We start from the raw sequence: 13,805 nt of genomic DNA, 5'->3' as shown, positions 1-13,805 counted from the left end.
ACGGGCCGGTACCGCCACGCTTGACTGGTACCGGCCCTTCACCGTGTCTGGAGTCCGATGTGGACACTCAGACTTCGCGCACCCAGCGCATCTTCGGGGTGAACCCGGCGCGCTCGAAAGCCCGGGGGCTCCGGAAGCTCTCGCCGAATCAACGGTGAGGCTGGCTTGGTCGTACCCGTGTTCGGCGGCAGCCCGCGACGACCGTGCTGGCCAGTCCGTGGTTTCCGGTAGCAGAAAACTGATCTCGCACTGGAGCGGGCGGGGCCGCACCCCATTGGTCCGGAAAGGACTCGTTGCGGACCAATGGGGTGCGGCGTCCACTGTTCGGTCCGAAATCCGTCCGGGAGCGCCGGCTCGCCGACCGTCCCAAGTGGATGTTCCCTGCGCTGGAAGCAACGGGCGGCGAAAAGCCTTGCGCGGCAAAGAGTTCTTCCGTCCGGACGGACTCCGCCGTCGAGCAAAACTCGATGGACCTTCTCCGGGGTACTGCTTGTGCCGGGCCTTCACATTGCCGGCCATCCGGTCGCCGTCGGAGAACGGGTCGATTTCTAGAGCCGCCGCGACAACGGAATCCGCAGCGCGGCTTCAGTGCCGGGAACCCGGTTGCCCGCCTCGTCGGTCCGGACCTGGCGCAGCGAAAGCGACCCGCGCAGCTCCGATTCCACGAGCGTCCGCACGATCTGCAGCCCCAGCCCGTCGCTGCGTTCCAGCGAGAACCCGGACGGCAGGCCCCGGCCGTTGTCGCGGATCAGGATGTCCAGCCAGCGCGCCGACCGCTCCACGATCAGCTCGACCTTGCCCGGCCGCCCCTGCGGGAACGCGTGCTCGATCGCGTTCTGCACCAGTTCGGCGAGCACCATCACCAGCGGCGTCGCGATCTCGGCCACGACCACGCCGAACGAACCCGTGCGGCTCATCCCGACCTTCGATTCCGCGGTGGCGACCTCGCCGACCATCGGGAGCACGTTGTCGAGCAGTTTGTCCAGGTCGACCCGCTCGTCGACGGAGATCGACAGCGCCTCGTGCACCATCGCGATCGACGACACCCGGCGCACCGATTCGCCCAGCGCCAGCCGGGCCTCTTCGCTCGTGGTGCGCCGCGACTGCAGCCGCAGCAGCGCGGCGACGGTCTGCAAATTGTTCTTCACCCGGTGGTGGATCTCGCGGATCGTGGCGTCCTTCGACATCAGCGCGCGGTCGCGGCGCTTGACCTCGGTGACGTCGCGGACCAACACCAACGCGCCCGCGGGCTGTCCGGCCGGGCGCAGCGGCAGCGCACGGAAGAGCACGACCGCGCCCCGCTTCGAATCGGCCTCGGTGCGCGTGGACGGTTTGCCGTCGAGGGCCTCGATGATCCGGTGCGACACCTCGGTGGCGTCGAACGGGTCGCGGATCAGCGACCGGGTGAGCGGGGCCAGCCGCTGCCCGACGAGGTCGGATTCGTGCCCCATCCGGTGGTAGGCGGACAGGCCGTTCGGGCTGGCGAACACGACGGTGCCGGCCTGGTCGAGCCGGACGAGACCATCGCCGACGCGCGGGCTGGTGTGCGTGTCGGTCTGGTTGCCGCCGGCGGGCGGGAAGGTGCCGTCCACGATCATCTGGCACAGGTCGCCCGCGCTGCCCAGGTACGCGATCTCCAGCGGGCTCGGCACGCGCGGCGCGGCGAGGTTGGTCTCGCGGCTCAGCACGGCGATCACCTCGCCGCCGAAGCTCACCGGCACCGCTTCGCGGCGCATCGGCAGGTCGCGGTACCAGTGCGGGTCTTCCTCGCGGCAGATCTTGACCTCGCGCATGGCCTTGGCCAGCTGCGGGTGCTCGTCCACGGTGAACCGGGTGCCGACGACGTCCTCGGGATGCGCGGTGGGCGCGGTCGTCGGCCGGGCGTGCGCGACGCACACGAAATCGCCGCCGTCGGGCTGGTGCTCGGCGGAAACCGGAACCCAGAGCAGGAAGTCGGCGAACGAAAGGTCGGCCAGCAGCTGCCACTCCGCGACGACGGTCTGCAGGTGGTCGGCCGCTTCGCCGGGGAGGCCGGTGTTCTCGGCGAGCAGGTCGGAAAGGGTCGACACGGCTACCGGCCGCCCTCGAATGCGGTGGGTTCGTTCATGCCTGCGCACCTCCTGAGTCCATCCAACCAGAGCGTAGGCGCGGGTGCCGCCGAGGAGCGCGGGGGCCGCATGACACACTGGAACGGTTGACCCGTTCCCGGTCGGTGTGTCGAACCCCGCCCCGGGACATTCAGCGGACACCCGAGGAGAGAACATGTCGAAGCGCGCCCGCAAGCGTCGCGACCGCAAGAAGAACGGCGCCAACCACGGCAAGAAGCCCAACGCCTGAGTCCGCGCCCGGACGTGACACGGCCCCCGCACCGGAACCGGTACGGGGGCCGTTGTCGTGAGCGGGGCTCAGTCGCTGGTGGTGCGCTGCTCCACGGTGATCTCGGTGCGCTCAGTGCGCTCTATGGTGACGCCGCCCTGCGTGGCGACGGTCTGCCGGATCGAGGCGCGCAGCCTGCTCTTCAGCTCGGCCGGGGCGAGGTCGCCGCCGCACTTGCGGGCCAGCAGGTGCTTGATCTGCTCGTCGATGCCGTATTCCTCCAGGCACGGCGGGCAGTCCTCGATGTGCCTGCGCAGCTCGGCGTCCCGCTCCGGACTGCATTCGCGGTCCAGCAGCAGGTAGATCTCCGCGAGCGCGTCCTCGCAGGGCATCTTCTCCGCCGGCACGTCTTCCGAGCTCATCGTTTCGCCACCTCCTCGCGGGTCCCCCGGATGAAGCCGCGCTCGCGCGCGACGTCGGCCAGCAGGTCGCGCAGCTGGGCGCGGCCGCGGTGCAGCCTGGACATCACGGTGCCGATCGGAGTGTCCATGATCTCGGCGATCTCCTTGTACGCGAAGCCCTCGACGTCGGCGAGGTAGACCGCGAGCCGGAACTCCTCGGGCAGCTTCTGCAGAGCGGCCTTGACGTCGGTGTCCGGGAGATTGTCCATCGCCTCGACCTCGGCCGAGCGAAGGCCGCCCGAGGTGTGGCTTTCCGCCCGGGCGATCTGCCAGTCGCTGATCTCGTCCGTGGGCTGCTGCACCGGCTGCCGCTGACGTTTGCGATAGCCGTTGATGTAGGTGTTGGTGAGGATGCGGTACATCCACGCCTTGAGGTTCGTTCCCGCCTTGAAGGACGCGAACGCCGCGTACGCCTTCAGGTAGGTTTCCTGGACCAGGTCCTCGGCGTCGGACGGGTTGCGGGTCATCCGCATCGCGGCCGCGTATAGCTGGTCGAGCAGGGGCATCGCGTCGCGCTCGAAGCGCTCCGCGAGCTCCAGTTCGTCGGCCGCCGTCTCCGGCGCGGAGTTGGGGGTGCTCGGCAAACCGTTCCCTTCCCGTTCGGCGTCGATGCGCGTCTGCGCATACGGCAGCACCGAGTTTACGCGGGGGTTGCCGAAGCCGGTCCCGGGACGGCTCCTGCCGGGGCGGGGAATGGCGAGCGTCGTGGTCACGATGTCTACAACAGAGCGTGCCGACCGGGCATTCCCGGCCGCTTCGTAGACTCGTTCGCATGGCGGGCAAGGGCACTCCGGCGACGGCGCTGCTGCAGAAGCAGAAGGTCGCGCACACCGTGCACACCTACGACCACGATCCCCGCGCGGAGTCGTTCGGCCTCGAGGCGGTGGAAGCGCTGGGCCTGGAGCCAGGGCGGGTGTTCAAAACGCTGGTCGCGGACGTGGACGGGAAACTCGTCGTCGGCGTGGTGCCGGTCACCGGCCAGCTGGACTTGAAGGCGCTGGCCGCGGCGGCCGGGGGCAAGAAGGCGAAAATGGCCGACCCGGCGGCGGCCCAGCGGGCCACCGGATACGTGCTCGGCGGGATCTCGCCGCTCGGCCACCGCAGCCGCCTGCCGGTCGTGCTGGACGGTTCGGCGCTGGACTACCCGACGATGTTCTGCTCCGGCGGACGCCGCGGCCTCGAGGTGGAATTGGACCCGGCCGAGCTGGTCCGGCTGACTGGTGCGGTGGTGGCCGCGATCGCGGCGGGTTAACCGGCTTCGAGCACGAAGAACAGGAAGCAGAGGAAAGCTTCCTTGCCCTGCATTTCGTCGGGGAACTTCTCCTTCGCCCCCTCGGCCGGATAGGGCTCGCTGAGCACCGACACGCGGAACCCGGCTTGGGTGAACGCGTCGGTCATCGCGTGCAGCGGGCGGTGCCAGTACGCGAGCACGCCCTTTTGGCCGTTGAAGGTGTATTCCTCGGACCATTGCTCGACGGCGAAGTAGTTTCCCTCGGGGCGGACGAATTTGTAGATGTGCGGGTGATTCACGGCCAGGATCAGCCGTCCGCCGGGCCGGAGGATCCGCCGCAGTTCGGCCAGCGGGGCGGTCCAGTCCTGCAGGTAGTGCAGCACCAACGCCACGATGACGTCGTCGAACTCCTGGTCGGCGTAGGGCAGCGGCTGGCTGAGGTCGGCCACCCGGAGGTCCGCGTCCTCGCCGAGCCTTTTGCGGGCCAGGTCGACCATGGTGGCGCTGAAATCGAAGCCGCTCACCTGCGCGCCGCGGTCCCGCAGCGAAGCGAATAGCGGTCCGGCGCCACAGCCCGCGTCGAGGATCTTCCGGCCGCTCACGTCGCCAGCGAGGTCGAGAATCGCCGGGCGGGTGTAGTAAGCGTTGATGAGGCTGTGCTCGGTCTCGATCGCGTAGGCCTCGCCGAAAGTGTCGTAGTCGTTGGCCGTCATGGGATCCACCCTGGCACGACCTTCGATCAGGCGGTCGCGCGCCAATAGCGTTTCAGGACCTCGAGCTGGAGGGTGCACTCGACAGCGGTGACGTCGTCGCTGCCGGGGAAACCGCCGCTGACGAAGTCGGCCAGGTCGGCTTCGCCGCGGAAGACGCCGTCGTAGACGAAGGTGGACGACGCCGCGGTGAGCGCGAGGTACCGAGTGGTCGGATGCGCGGCGATCGCGGCACCGAGGCGAGCCGTCGCGGACGGCGGGCAGGAAATGCCGATGACGGCCTCGACCCGGTAGCCGAGCTTTCCCGGCTCGATCTCGACGCGAGGCCGCAACAGCCCGGAACCGAACATCGCGGTCGCGACCCGGCGAGCGCGGGATTCGGAAATGTCGAGCACGCGCGCGACGTCCGAGTACGGCGTCCGGGCGTCGTCGCGCAACACCGCCGCGACTTCGCGCTCCAGCGGGCCTAGCTCCGCGCTGGATTCCTCCACCGCGGTCCCGGCGAGCATCTCCTCTTGCTCCCGGGTCAGCCTGCGCAACCGCCACGCCGCGGAGCTGGTGAGCCGCCGTAGCGCCGACTCCGTGCGCACCGAGCGGATGCCGGGCATGGCGGGGATCTCGTCAACCAGCGCGCGGGCCGTCGCGGCGCGGGTCATCCCATGGACCACCGCATAAACCTCGCCACGGCCCGCGGCGAGCGCGACGTGCGTGGTGTCGTCGCGCCGCACCAGCGCCTCTGCCACCTCGCGAGCGCGACCGGGTTCGGTGCCGAGCCAGACGTGCGCGGGCGGTCCCTCGGCGAGCAGCGACCAGTCGACCTCGCAGATGACGCGCAGCAGGCCGTCGTCGAGCATCCGGCTGTAGCGCCGCCCGACCGTGCGCGCCGAACTGTCCAGGACGCGGGCCAGCACGTCGAACGGCGCGCGAGGCGCGTGCTGCAGCGCGGCGACCAGGTCGAGGTCGATGTCGTCGAGGACGCCGTCGTCGGCCACCGTCGCCTCCTTCAGGTTCGGCAGCAGCCTACCCAAGCTCGATGTTGACTGAATCAGGCGTATTCTTACTCTGGTTGAATGAATACGGCGTTCCATGCTGGAGTTTCGCAGAAACCAGTCAACCAAGCCTGGTTTGGAGGGAGAGCTGCTTGACCGCCACGATCGCCTTGGGCTCCGTGACCGCGACCCGCGTCCTGGAGTACGAAGGAACCACCCGCCCGCCCGAAGCGATGTTCCCCGGCCTCGCCGAAGGAACGTGGCAAGAGCACGAATCCCGGCTGCCCGCGGATTCCTGGGACCGCGAGTCCGGGCTGCTGCGCACCTGCGTGCAAACCTGGGTGCTGCGCAGCGAAGGCGCCACGATCCTGGTCGACACCGGAGCCGGCGACCGCAAGGACCGCCCCGGAACCCCAGCGTTCCACCAGTTGCGCACCGGCTTCCTGGACCGGCTGGCCGCGGCGGGCGTCGCCCCCGAAGACGTCGACGTCGTGGTGAACACCCACCTGCACGCCGACCACGTCGGCTGGAACACCCGCCTCGACAATGGCGAATGGCGCCCGACCTTCCCGAACGCGACGTACCTGCTACCCCGCGCCGACCACGATTTCTGGAACCCAGCCGGCCCGCACCGGCCGAAAATGGCCCACACGAACGAGAACGTCTTCGCCGACAGCGTCGCCCCGATCGTCCACAGTGGACAGGCGCGGCTATGGGAGGACAGCTACGACATCGACTCCGCCCTCCGCCTGGAACCGGCCCCCGGACACACCCCCGGGTCCTGCGTGCTGACCGTGCGCTCCGGCACCGCCCGCGCACTGTTCGTCGGCGACCTGCTGCACCACCCGCTGCAATTCGCCGAACCCGACCTCAACAGCTGCTTCTGCGAAGACCCTCCCCTGGCGGCCACGACCCGGCACCGGCTGCTGGGCCAAGCCGCCGACGAGCACGCACTGGTCTTCCCCGCCCACATCGGCTCCGCACCAGCGGCCGAGATTGTCCGGGAGGGATCGAAATTCACCGTCACTCGATGGGGGATCGACGCATGACCGCCGTTTCCAGCACCGACCAGACGCTGCCCCTCGGCAGCCCACTCCCCTCCACCAAACCCAGCTCCCAGGGCCGCTCCCGCGAAATCCCGACGCGCGCCGCTGCAACTCAGTCCGCCGCCACTCAAGGGGCCAACACATGACCACCGCCCCCAGCACCAACCACACGCTGTCCCTCGCCAACCCCTCCCCTCCACCAAACCCAGCCACAGCCGCTTCCCCGAAACCCCGACGCGCGCCGCTGCAACTCAGTCCGCCGCCACCCAAGGGGCCAACACATGACCACCGTCCCCAGCACCAACCACACGCTGCCCCTCGCCAACCCGCGCCCCTCCACCCAACCCAGCTCCCAGGGCCGCTCCCGCGAAATCCCGACGCGCGCCGCTGCAACTCAGTCCGCCGCCACCCAAGGGGCCAACACATGACCACCGCCCCCAGCACCAACCACACGCTGCCCCTCGCCAACCCGCGCCCCTCCACCCAACCCAGCTCCCAGGGCCGCTCCCGCGAAATCCCGACGCGCGCCGCTGCAACTCAGTCCGCCGCCACCCAAGGGGCCAACACATGACCACCGCCCCCAGCACCAACCACACGCTGCCCCTCGCCAACCCGCGCCCCTCCACCCAACCCAGCTCCCAGGGCCGCTCCCGCGAAATCCCGACGCGCGCCGCTGCAACTCAGTCCGCCGCCACCCAAGGGGCCAACACATGACCACCGCCCCCAGCACCAACCACACGCTGTCCCTCGCTAACCCGCTCCCCTCCGCCAACCTCCACAGCCGCTTCCGCGAAGCCCCAACGCGCACGGCCTCAACCCGGCCCCACCCGCTCAGCCAAACCACCGAAATCCCCGGCAACTCTCAGCTCACCGTCACCCGATGGGAGTCCCCCGCATGACCGTCGTTTCCACGGCCTCCGGACGAGTCCGAGGCACCACGGCGAACGGAGTGCACACGTTTCGCGCCATTCCCTACGCCGCACCGATGTCCGGCCCCGCGCGGTTCCAGGCGCCCGCACCGGCACCGCGCTGGGACGGGGTGCGCGACGCCACCCGGCCGGGTCCGACCGCTCCGGCCGCGCGGCGGGATTTCGGCGGCGTCGACCTTCGTCCGGTCCTGGGATCCGGCTGGGTTCCCGGCGCGGACTACCTGTCCGTGACAGTCAGCACGCCCGATCCGGGGACCAGCGGACTGCCCGTGCTGGTCTTCTTCCACGGCGGCGGGTTCACCGCGGGCACGGGACAGTCCGAGCTTTACGACGGCGACACCTTCGCCCGCGACGGCGTCGTCCTCGTCACGGTGCAGTACCGCCTCGGGGTGGCCGGGTGGTTGCGGCTTCCGGACGCCCCGGCCAACCGTGGGCTGCTCGACGCACTAGCGGCTCTGCGCTGGGTCGCCGAGAACATCGCGGCGTTCGGCGGCGACCCTGGCAACGTCACGGTCGCCGGGCAGTCCGCTGGAGCCATGCTGGTCTCCGCCCTGCTCGTGAACCCGGGTGCCGCGGGCTTGTTCCACCGGGCGATCAGCCAGAGCGGCAGCGGCGAATGCGCCTTCCCCGTCGAAAAGGCAGACCTGATCACGCGCGCGACTGCCGACGCGCTCGGCGTGGCACCCACCGCAGCCGCGCTGAGCGAGCTGTCCGACGAGCGGCTGGTCTCCGCACCGGCCGCGATGCCGGCGGCGGCGATCGCCGGATTCCGCGATACGTCGCTGGGCACCAGCGCGTACAAGCCAGTCCTGGACGCGGAGACCCTGCCGGCCCAGCCCGCATCCGGGAACACGGCCCCGGTCAGCCTCCTGATCGGCACGAACGCCGACGAGGCGAACCTGTACACCGCGAACCTGGACGACGCCGGCCTCCACGCCGCGGCGGCTCGCCGGTTCCCGGACCCCGCCGCGGCCGTCGCCCGCGTCCGCGAGCGGCACCCCGGCGCGTCCCCCGCCGAGCTGGCCGCGCGCTTGATGACCGAGGCGTACGCAGCGAGCAACCGGCTCCTCGCGGACGCGCACAGCAGCGCCGGAAACCCCACCCACGTCTACGAATTCGCCTGGCCCCCGCCCGGGCCGGACCATCCGCTGGGAGCGTGCCACTGCGTCGAGCTGCCGTTCGTGTTCGACCACACCGCGCTGCCGGGCCTCTACGGCCAGCCGGGCCTGCTCGGCATGGAACGACCGGATCCCGCATTGGCCGCCCGCACCCACGCGGCCTGGGTCTCCTACGTCACGAACGGCGACCCGGGCTGGCGGGCCTACCGGCCGGACGCGCCCGCGATCATGCACATCGCCGAAGATTGGTACCTCAAGTCCTGACTCCGCTGCCCAGCCTACCCGGCACACGCGCCCCGGACCCGGCCTCCGCGCCAGTTGCCCACAGGCCACCCAAGTTGTGGACAACTCCGAAGAAAGAACCCTGACCAGCGGAAATGCCTTCAAGAACTATCCACAGCCAGCACCGTCACAGATGCGGCCGGACCACCCGCCGCAACCACTCCGCGGCGGCCCGCGCCACCGCGTCCAGATCCGCCGACAACGTATGGTCCCCCGCCACCACGACGACCTCGTGGTGCGGAGCCGCCGAAGGCCGCCCGAACGGATCCCGCTCCCCCTGGATCACCAGCGCGGGCACCTCGACCGCGTCCAGCTCGGCCTGCCGCGACTTCTCCGGCTTCCCCGGCGGATGCTCCGGAAAAGCCAAGCACAGCACCGCGACGGCTTGCCCGGCCGAAGCCGTCCGGCAGGCCACCCGGGCACCCGAGGACCGACCCCCGAACACCAGCGGCAAGTCGTCGAACCGCGCGGAAATCTCGTCCGCCACCGTCAGCCACGCCGTGTCCAGCTGCTTGGCCGGAGCCGGAGCCCGCCGGCCGGCCACCCGGTACGGCTGTTCCACCAGCGCCACATGCATCCCGGCCGCCTTCGCCGCCTGGGCCACCGCTACGAGATCCTTCGCCCCGATGCCGCCACCCGCGCCGTGGCCGAGCAGCAGCACCGCGTCGCCGTCGGGCGCGCAGTGCAGTTCGGCTCGCGCGAGTCCGTGTTCGGTGTCGATCTCGAGCGTGGTCATGGCACGTCGAACAGCGAGTCGACGGGCTGCTCGGTTTCCGCGCGGCGCAGCAGCTCGGGGCCGTTGTTGCGGACGTTGTTCACCAGGCTCGACACCGGCCGCAGCTCCAGCGATTCGACGAGGTCGGGCGGCGTCGGCGTCATCAGTTCGTCCACTTCGGACCGGTCCGGGTCGAGCCAGCCCGCCCAGTGGTCGCGCGGCACGATCAGCGGCATCCGGTGGTGGACGTCGGTGAGCTGGCCCGCCGCGTCGGTCGTCAGGATCGAGAAGGTGATCAGCGGTTCGGCGTCCGCGTCGTCCTTCGGCCGCCAGCTTTCCCAGATTCCGCCGAAGGCGAGCGATTTCCCGGAGGGATCCGTCATGTAGAACGGCTCCTTCTCCTTGCCCGTGCGCCGCCACTCGAACCAGCCGTCGGCGGGAACCAGGCAGCGCCGCGACGCGAGCGCGCGCTTGAACGCCGGCTTCTCCTTCGCGGTTTCCGCGCGGGTGTTGATCATCCGCGAACCCACTGAAGGATCCTTGGCCCAGAACGGAACCAGGCCCCACCGCATGATCCGCAGCGAGCGTTCCGCGGGCTCGTCCTCGAGGACCAGGCCGTCGGCGTCGCGGGGATGCCGCTGCACCACGGTCACGACGTTCTTGGTCGGCGCGACGTTGTGGTCCACTCGCGCCCGGCCCTCGGTCAGGTCGACCGCGGCGAACTCCTCGACCAGCTTCGCCGGGTCTTTCGTCGCGGCGTAACGGCCGCACATGCCAACCTCCTCCGACTGCCTCGAGCGCCATGGTCGCACGCAAACCGGGCGCGGCGCGACCGGCATGGGATCATTCGACCAGGCAAAGAGCGACCGGGAGGACGTGGACGGCTTGGGGCGAGGCGACTGGAGGCGGCTGGACGAATCCGACGTGCGGGTGCGTCCCGGCAAGGGCACCAGGCCACGCAGCAAGCGCAGGCCCGAGCACGCCGACGCGGTCGCCGCGATGGTGATCGGCAAGGACCGCGGCCGCTGGACCTGCGCGGTCGACGCCGATCCGGACCGCGTCGTGATGGCCATGCGGGCCCGCGAAATGGGCCGCGTCTCGGTGGTCGTCGGGGACCGGGTCGCGCTGGTCGGCGACGTGTCGGGCAAGCCGGACACGCTCGCCCGGATCGTCCGCGTCGACGAGCGCACCAGCGTGCTGCGCCGCACCGCCGACGACACCGACCCGTACGAACGCGTGGTCGTCGCCAACGCCGCGCAGCTGCTGATCGTCACCTCGCTGGCCGATCCCCCTCCCCGGCCCGGATTCATCGACCGCTGCCTCGTCGCGTGCTACGCGGGCGGCCTGGAACCCGTGCTGTGCCTCACGAAAGCCGACCTCGCCAGCCCGGATTCGCTGCTGGCCGGCTACGCGGGCCTGGACGTTCCCGCCGTCGTCACCCGGCACGACGAGGAACCCGAGGGCCTGCGCGAACGCCTCGGCGGCCGGATCACCGCCCTCGTCGGGCACTCCGGAGTCGGCAAGTCGACATTGGTGAACCGGCTGGTGCCCGCCGCCGAACTGGCGACCGGCGACGTCAGCTCGGTCGGCAAGGGACGGCACACCTCGGTCGCCGCGGTGGCGTTGCCGCTGGCCGGCGGCGGCTGGGTGGTCGACACGCCCGGTGTCCGGTCGTTCGGGCTCGCGCACGTGACCGCGGACGACATCGTGAACGCCTTCGAGGAGTTCGCCGAGGCCGCCGAGGAATGCCCGCCGAACTGCGGCCACCTCGGCCCGCCCGAGGACCCGGACTGCGCGCTGGACGACGTGGTCGCCGACGGCAACGCCGGAGCGGAACGGCTGGCCTCGCTGCGCAGGCTGCTGGTGTCCCGGGCGGGCGGCGGCGGGGAAATTCGTCCCGAATCGTGACCTGGAAACGGTAACTTCGCGCGGCCCCCGCCGATACGGGGGGCGAGTGCCCCGGCGGGGACGAACCGGAGGAAAATTCCTCCGTCCGGAGGGAACCTTTTCCCGCCGGACGGCGTCACAGAAGCAACCTCGCGGAGTCACCCCGTCAGTGGCCCGCGCGCCGGACCGCAAGGACGCGGCTCGAGGCCGCCCGGCGACAACGCAGGTGCAAGACCGATTCCTTCCTAGGGGGAGAACCATGCGCAAGACCACGACGTTCGCCGTCGCCGCCGGTGCGGCGCTGGCGCTGGTGCTGACGGGCTGCGGCTCGAGCGCCGAGAACGGCACCGCGGCTCCGGCGGGCCAGGCCGGCCAGTCCAAGGACGGCGGGTCCGGCCTGGCCTCGCCGTTCAGCGACGCGCTCAAGCTGGCCGACGCGGCCAAGCAGGGTACGGAGAAGGCCAAGTCGGCGAAGATGTCGATGGACATGGCCGGCCAGGGCAAGGCCGAAGGCTCGATGCGCTTCGACGGCGAGAACTCGGCCATGGCCATGACGATGGAGAGCCCCCAGGGCCCCACCGAAATGCGCTACATCGACAAGACCCTCTACATGAAGGTCCCGGCCTCGCAGGCCAAGCAGATGGGCACCGACAAGGCGTGGCTGAAGATCTCGCCGGACGCCAGCGACCCGCTGTCGCAGACGTTCAGCAAGACCATGGCGCAGTCGACCCAGCAGAGCGACCCGACCCAGATCCTCGACCAGGTCTCGAAGACCGGCCAGATCGTCTCGGCCGACCAGGTGGAGCTGAACGGGGAGAAGGTCAACCACTACAAGGTGGAGCTGGACGTCAGCAAGTCCATCGAGACCTACGCCAAGGGCATGCCCGCCGAGGTCCAGTCCCAGATGAAGAAGATGCTCGAGGGCAAGAACATCAAGATCCCGGCCGAGATCTGGATCGACAAGGACCAGCTCCCGGTGCAGATCATCATGGACCAGTCCGAGATGATGAAGCAGCTCGGCGCGTCGACCGGCTCTCCGGCCGCGGCCGCCGCGGGCGGCAAGATCACCGTCAAGTACACCGACTGGGGCAAGCCGGTCGACGTGGCCGCGCCGCCCGCCGACCAGGTCGCCGACTTCGGCGAGATCATGAAGAAGATGGGGCGCTGACCCCCGGAGCTTTTCGCGGGCCCCGAGCCACTCCGGCTCGGGGCCCGTTTTTGTGGGCTACTGCCGGTAGCACGCGTTCCCCCGAACGGGTCGCCGTCGCCCGTTGTGCTTGGCTTGAAGCACCTTACGGCCGGTCAGAGAGGGTTTTCGGATGCGCAGGACGGCCGTGGCGGGTGCCGCCGCGCTGCTGGCGCTCGCCTCGGCGGGTTGTTCCAGCACCCCGGAACCGCAGCGCTTCACCGACGCCCGCGCGCTCGCGGACGCTGCTTCCGCGGCGACCTTGGCCGGGCACACCGCGAAGTTCACCGCTGACGTCACCACCGGCACGCACGTGTCGCACGGCCAGGGCCAAGCGAAATTCGACCCCGCCGGGACGGCGCTGTCGATGACGACGGACTACGTCGGCGAGCCGTTCGAACTGCGCCTGGTCGACAAGACGCTGTACGCGAAGGTCCCGGAAAGCGCGCGGGACCAGGTCACCGACCACAAGGCGTGGGTGAAGGTGTCGCCGGACGGCACCGATCCGCTCTCCCAGGTGCTGGGCGGCAGCCTGGCGCAACTGGCCGAGCAGAACGACCCGGCGCGCACGCTGGCCCAGGTGCGCACGGCGGGGACGGTGACCTCCAGCGAGGAAACCACCCTCGACGGAGCCCCGGCCGAGCACTACCACCTGACCGTCGACCTGGCGAAACTCGGCTCCGAACTGCCCGGCGGCCTGCCCGCCGAAGCGCTGACCCGGCTAGGCGACCGCGGCAAGACGGTCCCGTTCGACCTCTGGCTGGACGCGCAGCACCGGCCGATGCAGCTGGTACTGGACCTGACGCCGGTCATGCAGGCCACCGGGCAGACGGGCGTCGCCACGGTCAAGGCGCACTACACGGACTGGAACTCCCCGGTCACCGTCGAGGCTCCCGCCCCAGCCGAGATCGGCATCCTCACCGGCGGCTGACGTG

Annotated in this window: 14 protein-coding genes; 7 read left to right on the top strand and 7 right to left on the bottom strand. The window is 70.3% G+C overall.

All coding sequences use genetic code 11. The annotated features are described in order from the left end of the window. Positions 1-548 precede the first annotated feature (548 nt). Positions 549-2,069 (bottom strand): sensor histidine kinase, encoded by a 1,521-nt coding sequence (locus F9C12_RS30715; RefSeq protein ID WP_409185239.1) that lies wholly within the window; start codon positions 2,067-2,069, stop codon positions 549-551. 193 nt (positions 2,070-2,262) lie between these two features. Here F9C12_RS30715 and F9C12_RS30710 point away from each other — a divergent pair, with 193 nt between their 5' ends. Further along, the gene (locus F9C12_RS30710; RefSeq protein ID WP_098515123.1) at positions 2,263-2,337 is read left to right on the top strand and encodes a 50S ribosomal protein bL37; all 75 of its coding nucleotides are present in this window, start codon (positions 2,263-2,265) and stop codon (positions 2,335-2,337) included. Positions 2,338-2,405: 68 nt separating this feature from the next. On the opposite strand, the gene rsrA is transcribed toward F9C12_RS30710, so the two are convergent. Further along, positions 2,406-2,738 (bottom strand): mycothiol system anti-sigma-R factor, encoded by a 333-nt coding sequence (gene rsrA / locus F9C12_RS30705; protein WP_409462676.1) that lies wholly within the window; start codon positions 2,736-2,738, stop codon positions 2,406-2,408. Next, positions 2,735-3,361, bottom strand: a complete 627-nt coding sequence (locus tag F9C12_RS30700; RefSeq protein ID WP_409186901.1) for a sigma-70 family RNA polymerase sigma factor — start codon at positions 3,359-3,361, stop codon at positions 2,735-2,737. The genes rsrA and F9C12_RS30700 overlap by 4 nt, the downstream gene beginning before the upstream one ends. 188 nt (positions 3,362-3,549) lie before the next feature. Between F9C12_RS30700 and ybaK the strand changes: the two genes are divergently transcribed. Next, positions 3,550-4,029, top strand: a complete 480-nt coding sequence (ybaK, locus tag F9C12_RS30695) for a Cys-tRNA(Pro) deacylase (RefSeq protein ID WP_409185237.1) — start codon at positions 3,550-3,552, stop codon at positions 4,027-4,029. Here the strand turns inward: ybaK and F9C12_RS30690 are convergent. Both F9C12_RS30690 and F9C12_RS30685 read right to left on the bottom strand, forming a co-directional pair. Further along, complete coding sequence (locus F9C12_RS30690) at positions 4,026-4,721, bottom strand: class I SAM-dependent methyltransferase (protein WP_409462675.1); 696 nt, start codon at positions 4,719-4,721, stop codon at positions 4,026-4,028. The genes ybaK and F9C12_RS30690 overlap by 4 nt on opposite strands. Positions 4,722-4,747: 26 nt before the next feature. After that, on the bottom strand, positions 4,748-5,710 hold the full coding sequence (locus F9C12_RS30685) for an Lrp/AsnC family transcriptional regulator (RefSeq protein WP_409462674.1): 963 nt from the start codon (positions 5,708-5,710) through the stop codon (positions 4,748-4,750). Between the two features lie 149 nt (positions 5,711-5,859). Between F9C12_RS30685 and F9C12_RS30680 the strand changes: the two genes are divergently transcribed. After that, the gene (locus F9C12_RS30680) at positions 5,860-6,756 is read left to right on the top strand and encodes an MBL fold metallo-hydrolase (RefSeq protein WP_409462673.1); all 897 of its coding nucleotides are present in this window, start codon (positions 5,860-5,862) and stop codon (positions 6,754-6,756) included. Positions 6,757-7,648: 892 nt separating this feature from the next. Next, complete coding sequence (locus F9C12_RS30675; RefSeq protein WP_409462672.1) at positions 7,649-9,064, top strand: carboxylesterase/lipase family protein; 1,416 nt, start codon at positions 7,649-7,651, stop codon at positions 9,062-9,064. Positions 9,065-9,209: 145 nt separating this feature from the next. Here the strand turns inward: F9C12_RS30675 and F9C12_RS30670 are convergent, their stop codons facing one another. Further along, positions 9,210-9,818 (bottom strand): alpha/beta family hydrolase, encoded by a 609-nt coding sequence (locus F9C12_RS30670; protein WP_409185232.1) that lies wholly within the window; start codon positions 9,816-9,818, stop codon positions 9,210-9,212. Then, a complete protein-coding gene (locus F9C12_RS30665; protein ID WP_409462671.1) occupies positions 9,815-10,570 on the bottom strand; it encodes an SOS response-associated peptidase in 756 nt (251 codons plus the stop codon). Before F9C12_RS30665 ends, F9C12_RS30670 begins: the two co-directional genes overlap by 4 nt. A 112-nt stretch (positions 10,571-10,682) precedes the next feature. Here F9C12_RS30665 and rsgA point away from each other — a divergent pair, with 112 nt between their 5' ends. The 3 genes from rsgA (at position 10,683) to F9C12_RS30650 (ending at position 13,801) form a co-directional block, all read left to right on the top strand. Further along, entirely contained in the window at positions 10,683-11,705 is a 1,023-nt protein-coding gene (gene rsgA, locus F9C12_RS30660) for a ribosome small subunit-dependent GTPase A (RefSeq protein WP_409186900.1), read from the top strand. 238 nt (positions 11,706-11,943) lie between these two features. Continuing rightward, a complete protein-coding gene (locus tag F9C12_RS30655; RefSeq protein WP_409462670.1) occupies positions 11,944-12,852 on the top strand; it encodes a hypothetical protein in 909 nt (302 codons plus the stop codon). Positions 12,853-13,003: 151 nt separating this feature from the next. Further along, positions 13,004-13,801: a hypothetical protein gene (locus tag F9C12_RS30650; RefSeq protein ID WP_409185229.1), complete on the top strand. Its 798-nt coding sequence runs from the start codon at positions 13,004-13,006 to the stop codon at positions 13,799-13,801. Positions 13,802-13,805 lie beyond the last annotated feature (4 nt).

The organism is Amycolatopsis sp. GA6-003, assembly GCF_046267895.1.
Lineage (GTDB): Bacteria > Actinomycetota > Actinomycetes > Mycobacteriales > Pseudonocardiaceae > Amycolatopsis.
The sequence above is the reverse complement of the archived record's forward strand: the minus strand, read 5'-3'. Positions and strand labels throughout refer to the sequence as shown.

Excerpts from the sequence above, each read along its gene's own strand:
- rsrA (WP_409462676.1), bottom strand. The coding sequence starts at position 2,738 with ATGAGCTCGGAAGACGTGCCGGCGGAGAAGATGCCCTGCGAGGACGCG.
- ybaK (WP_409185237.1), top strand. The coding sequence starts at position 3,550 with ATGGCGGGCAAGGGCACTCCGGCGACGGCGCTGCTGCAGAAGCAGAAG.
- F9C12_RS30690 (WP_409462675.1), bottom strand. The coding sequence starts at position 4,721 with ATGACGGCCAACGACTACGACACTTTCGGCGAGGCCTACGCGATCGAG.
- F9C12_RS30675 (WP_409462672.1), top strand. The coding sequence starts at position 7,649 with ATGACCGTCGTTTCCACGGCCTCCGGACGAGTCCGAGGCACCACGGCG.
- F9C12_RS30670 (WP_409185232.1), bottom strand. The coding sequence starts at position 9,818 with ATGACCACGCTCGAGATCGACACCGAACACGGACTCGCGCGAGCCGAA.
- F9C12_RS30665 (WP_409462671.1), bottom strand. The coding sequence starts at position 10,570 with ATGTGCGGCCGTTACGCCGCGACGAAAGACCCGGCGAAGCTGGTCGAG.
- F9C12_RS30655 (WP_409462670.1), top strand. The coding sequence starts at position 11,944 with ATGCGCAAGACCACGACGTTCGCCGTCGCCGCCGGTGCGGCGCTGGCG.
- F9C12_RS30650 (WP_409185229.1), top strand. The coding sequence starts at position 13,004 with ATGCGCAGGACGGCCGTGGCGGGTGCCGCCGCGCTGCTGGCGCTCGCC.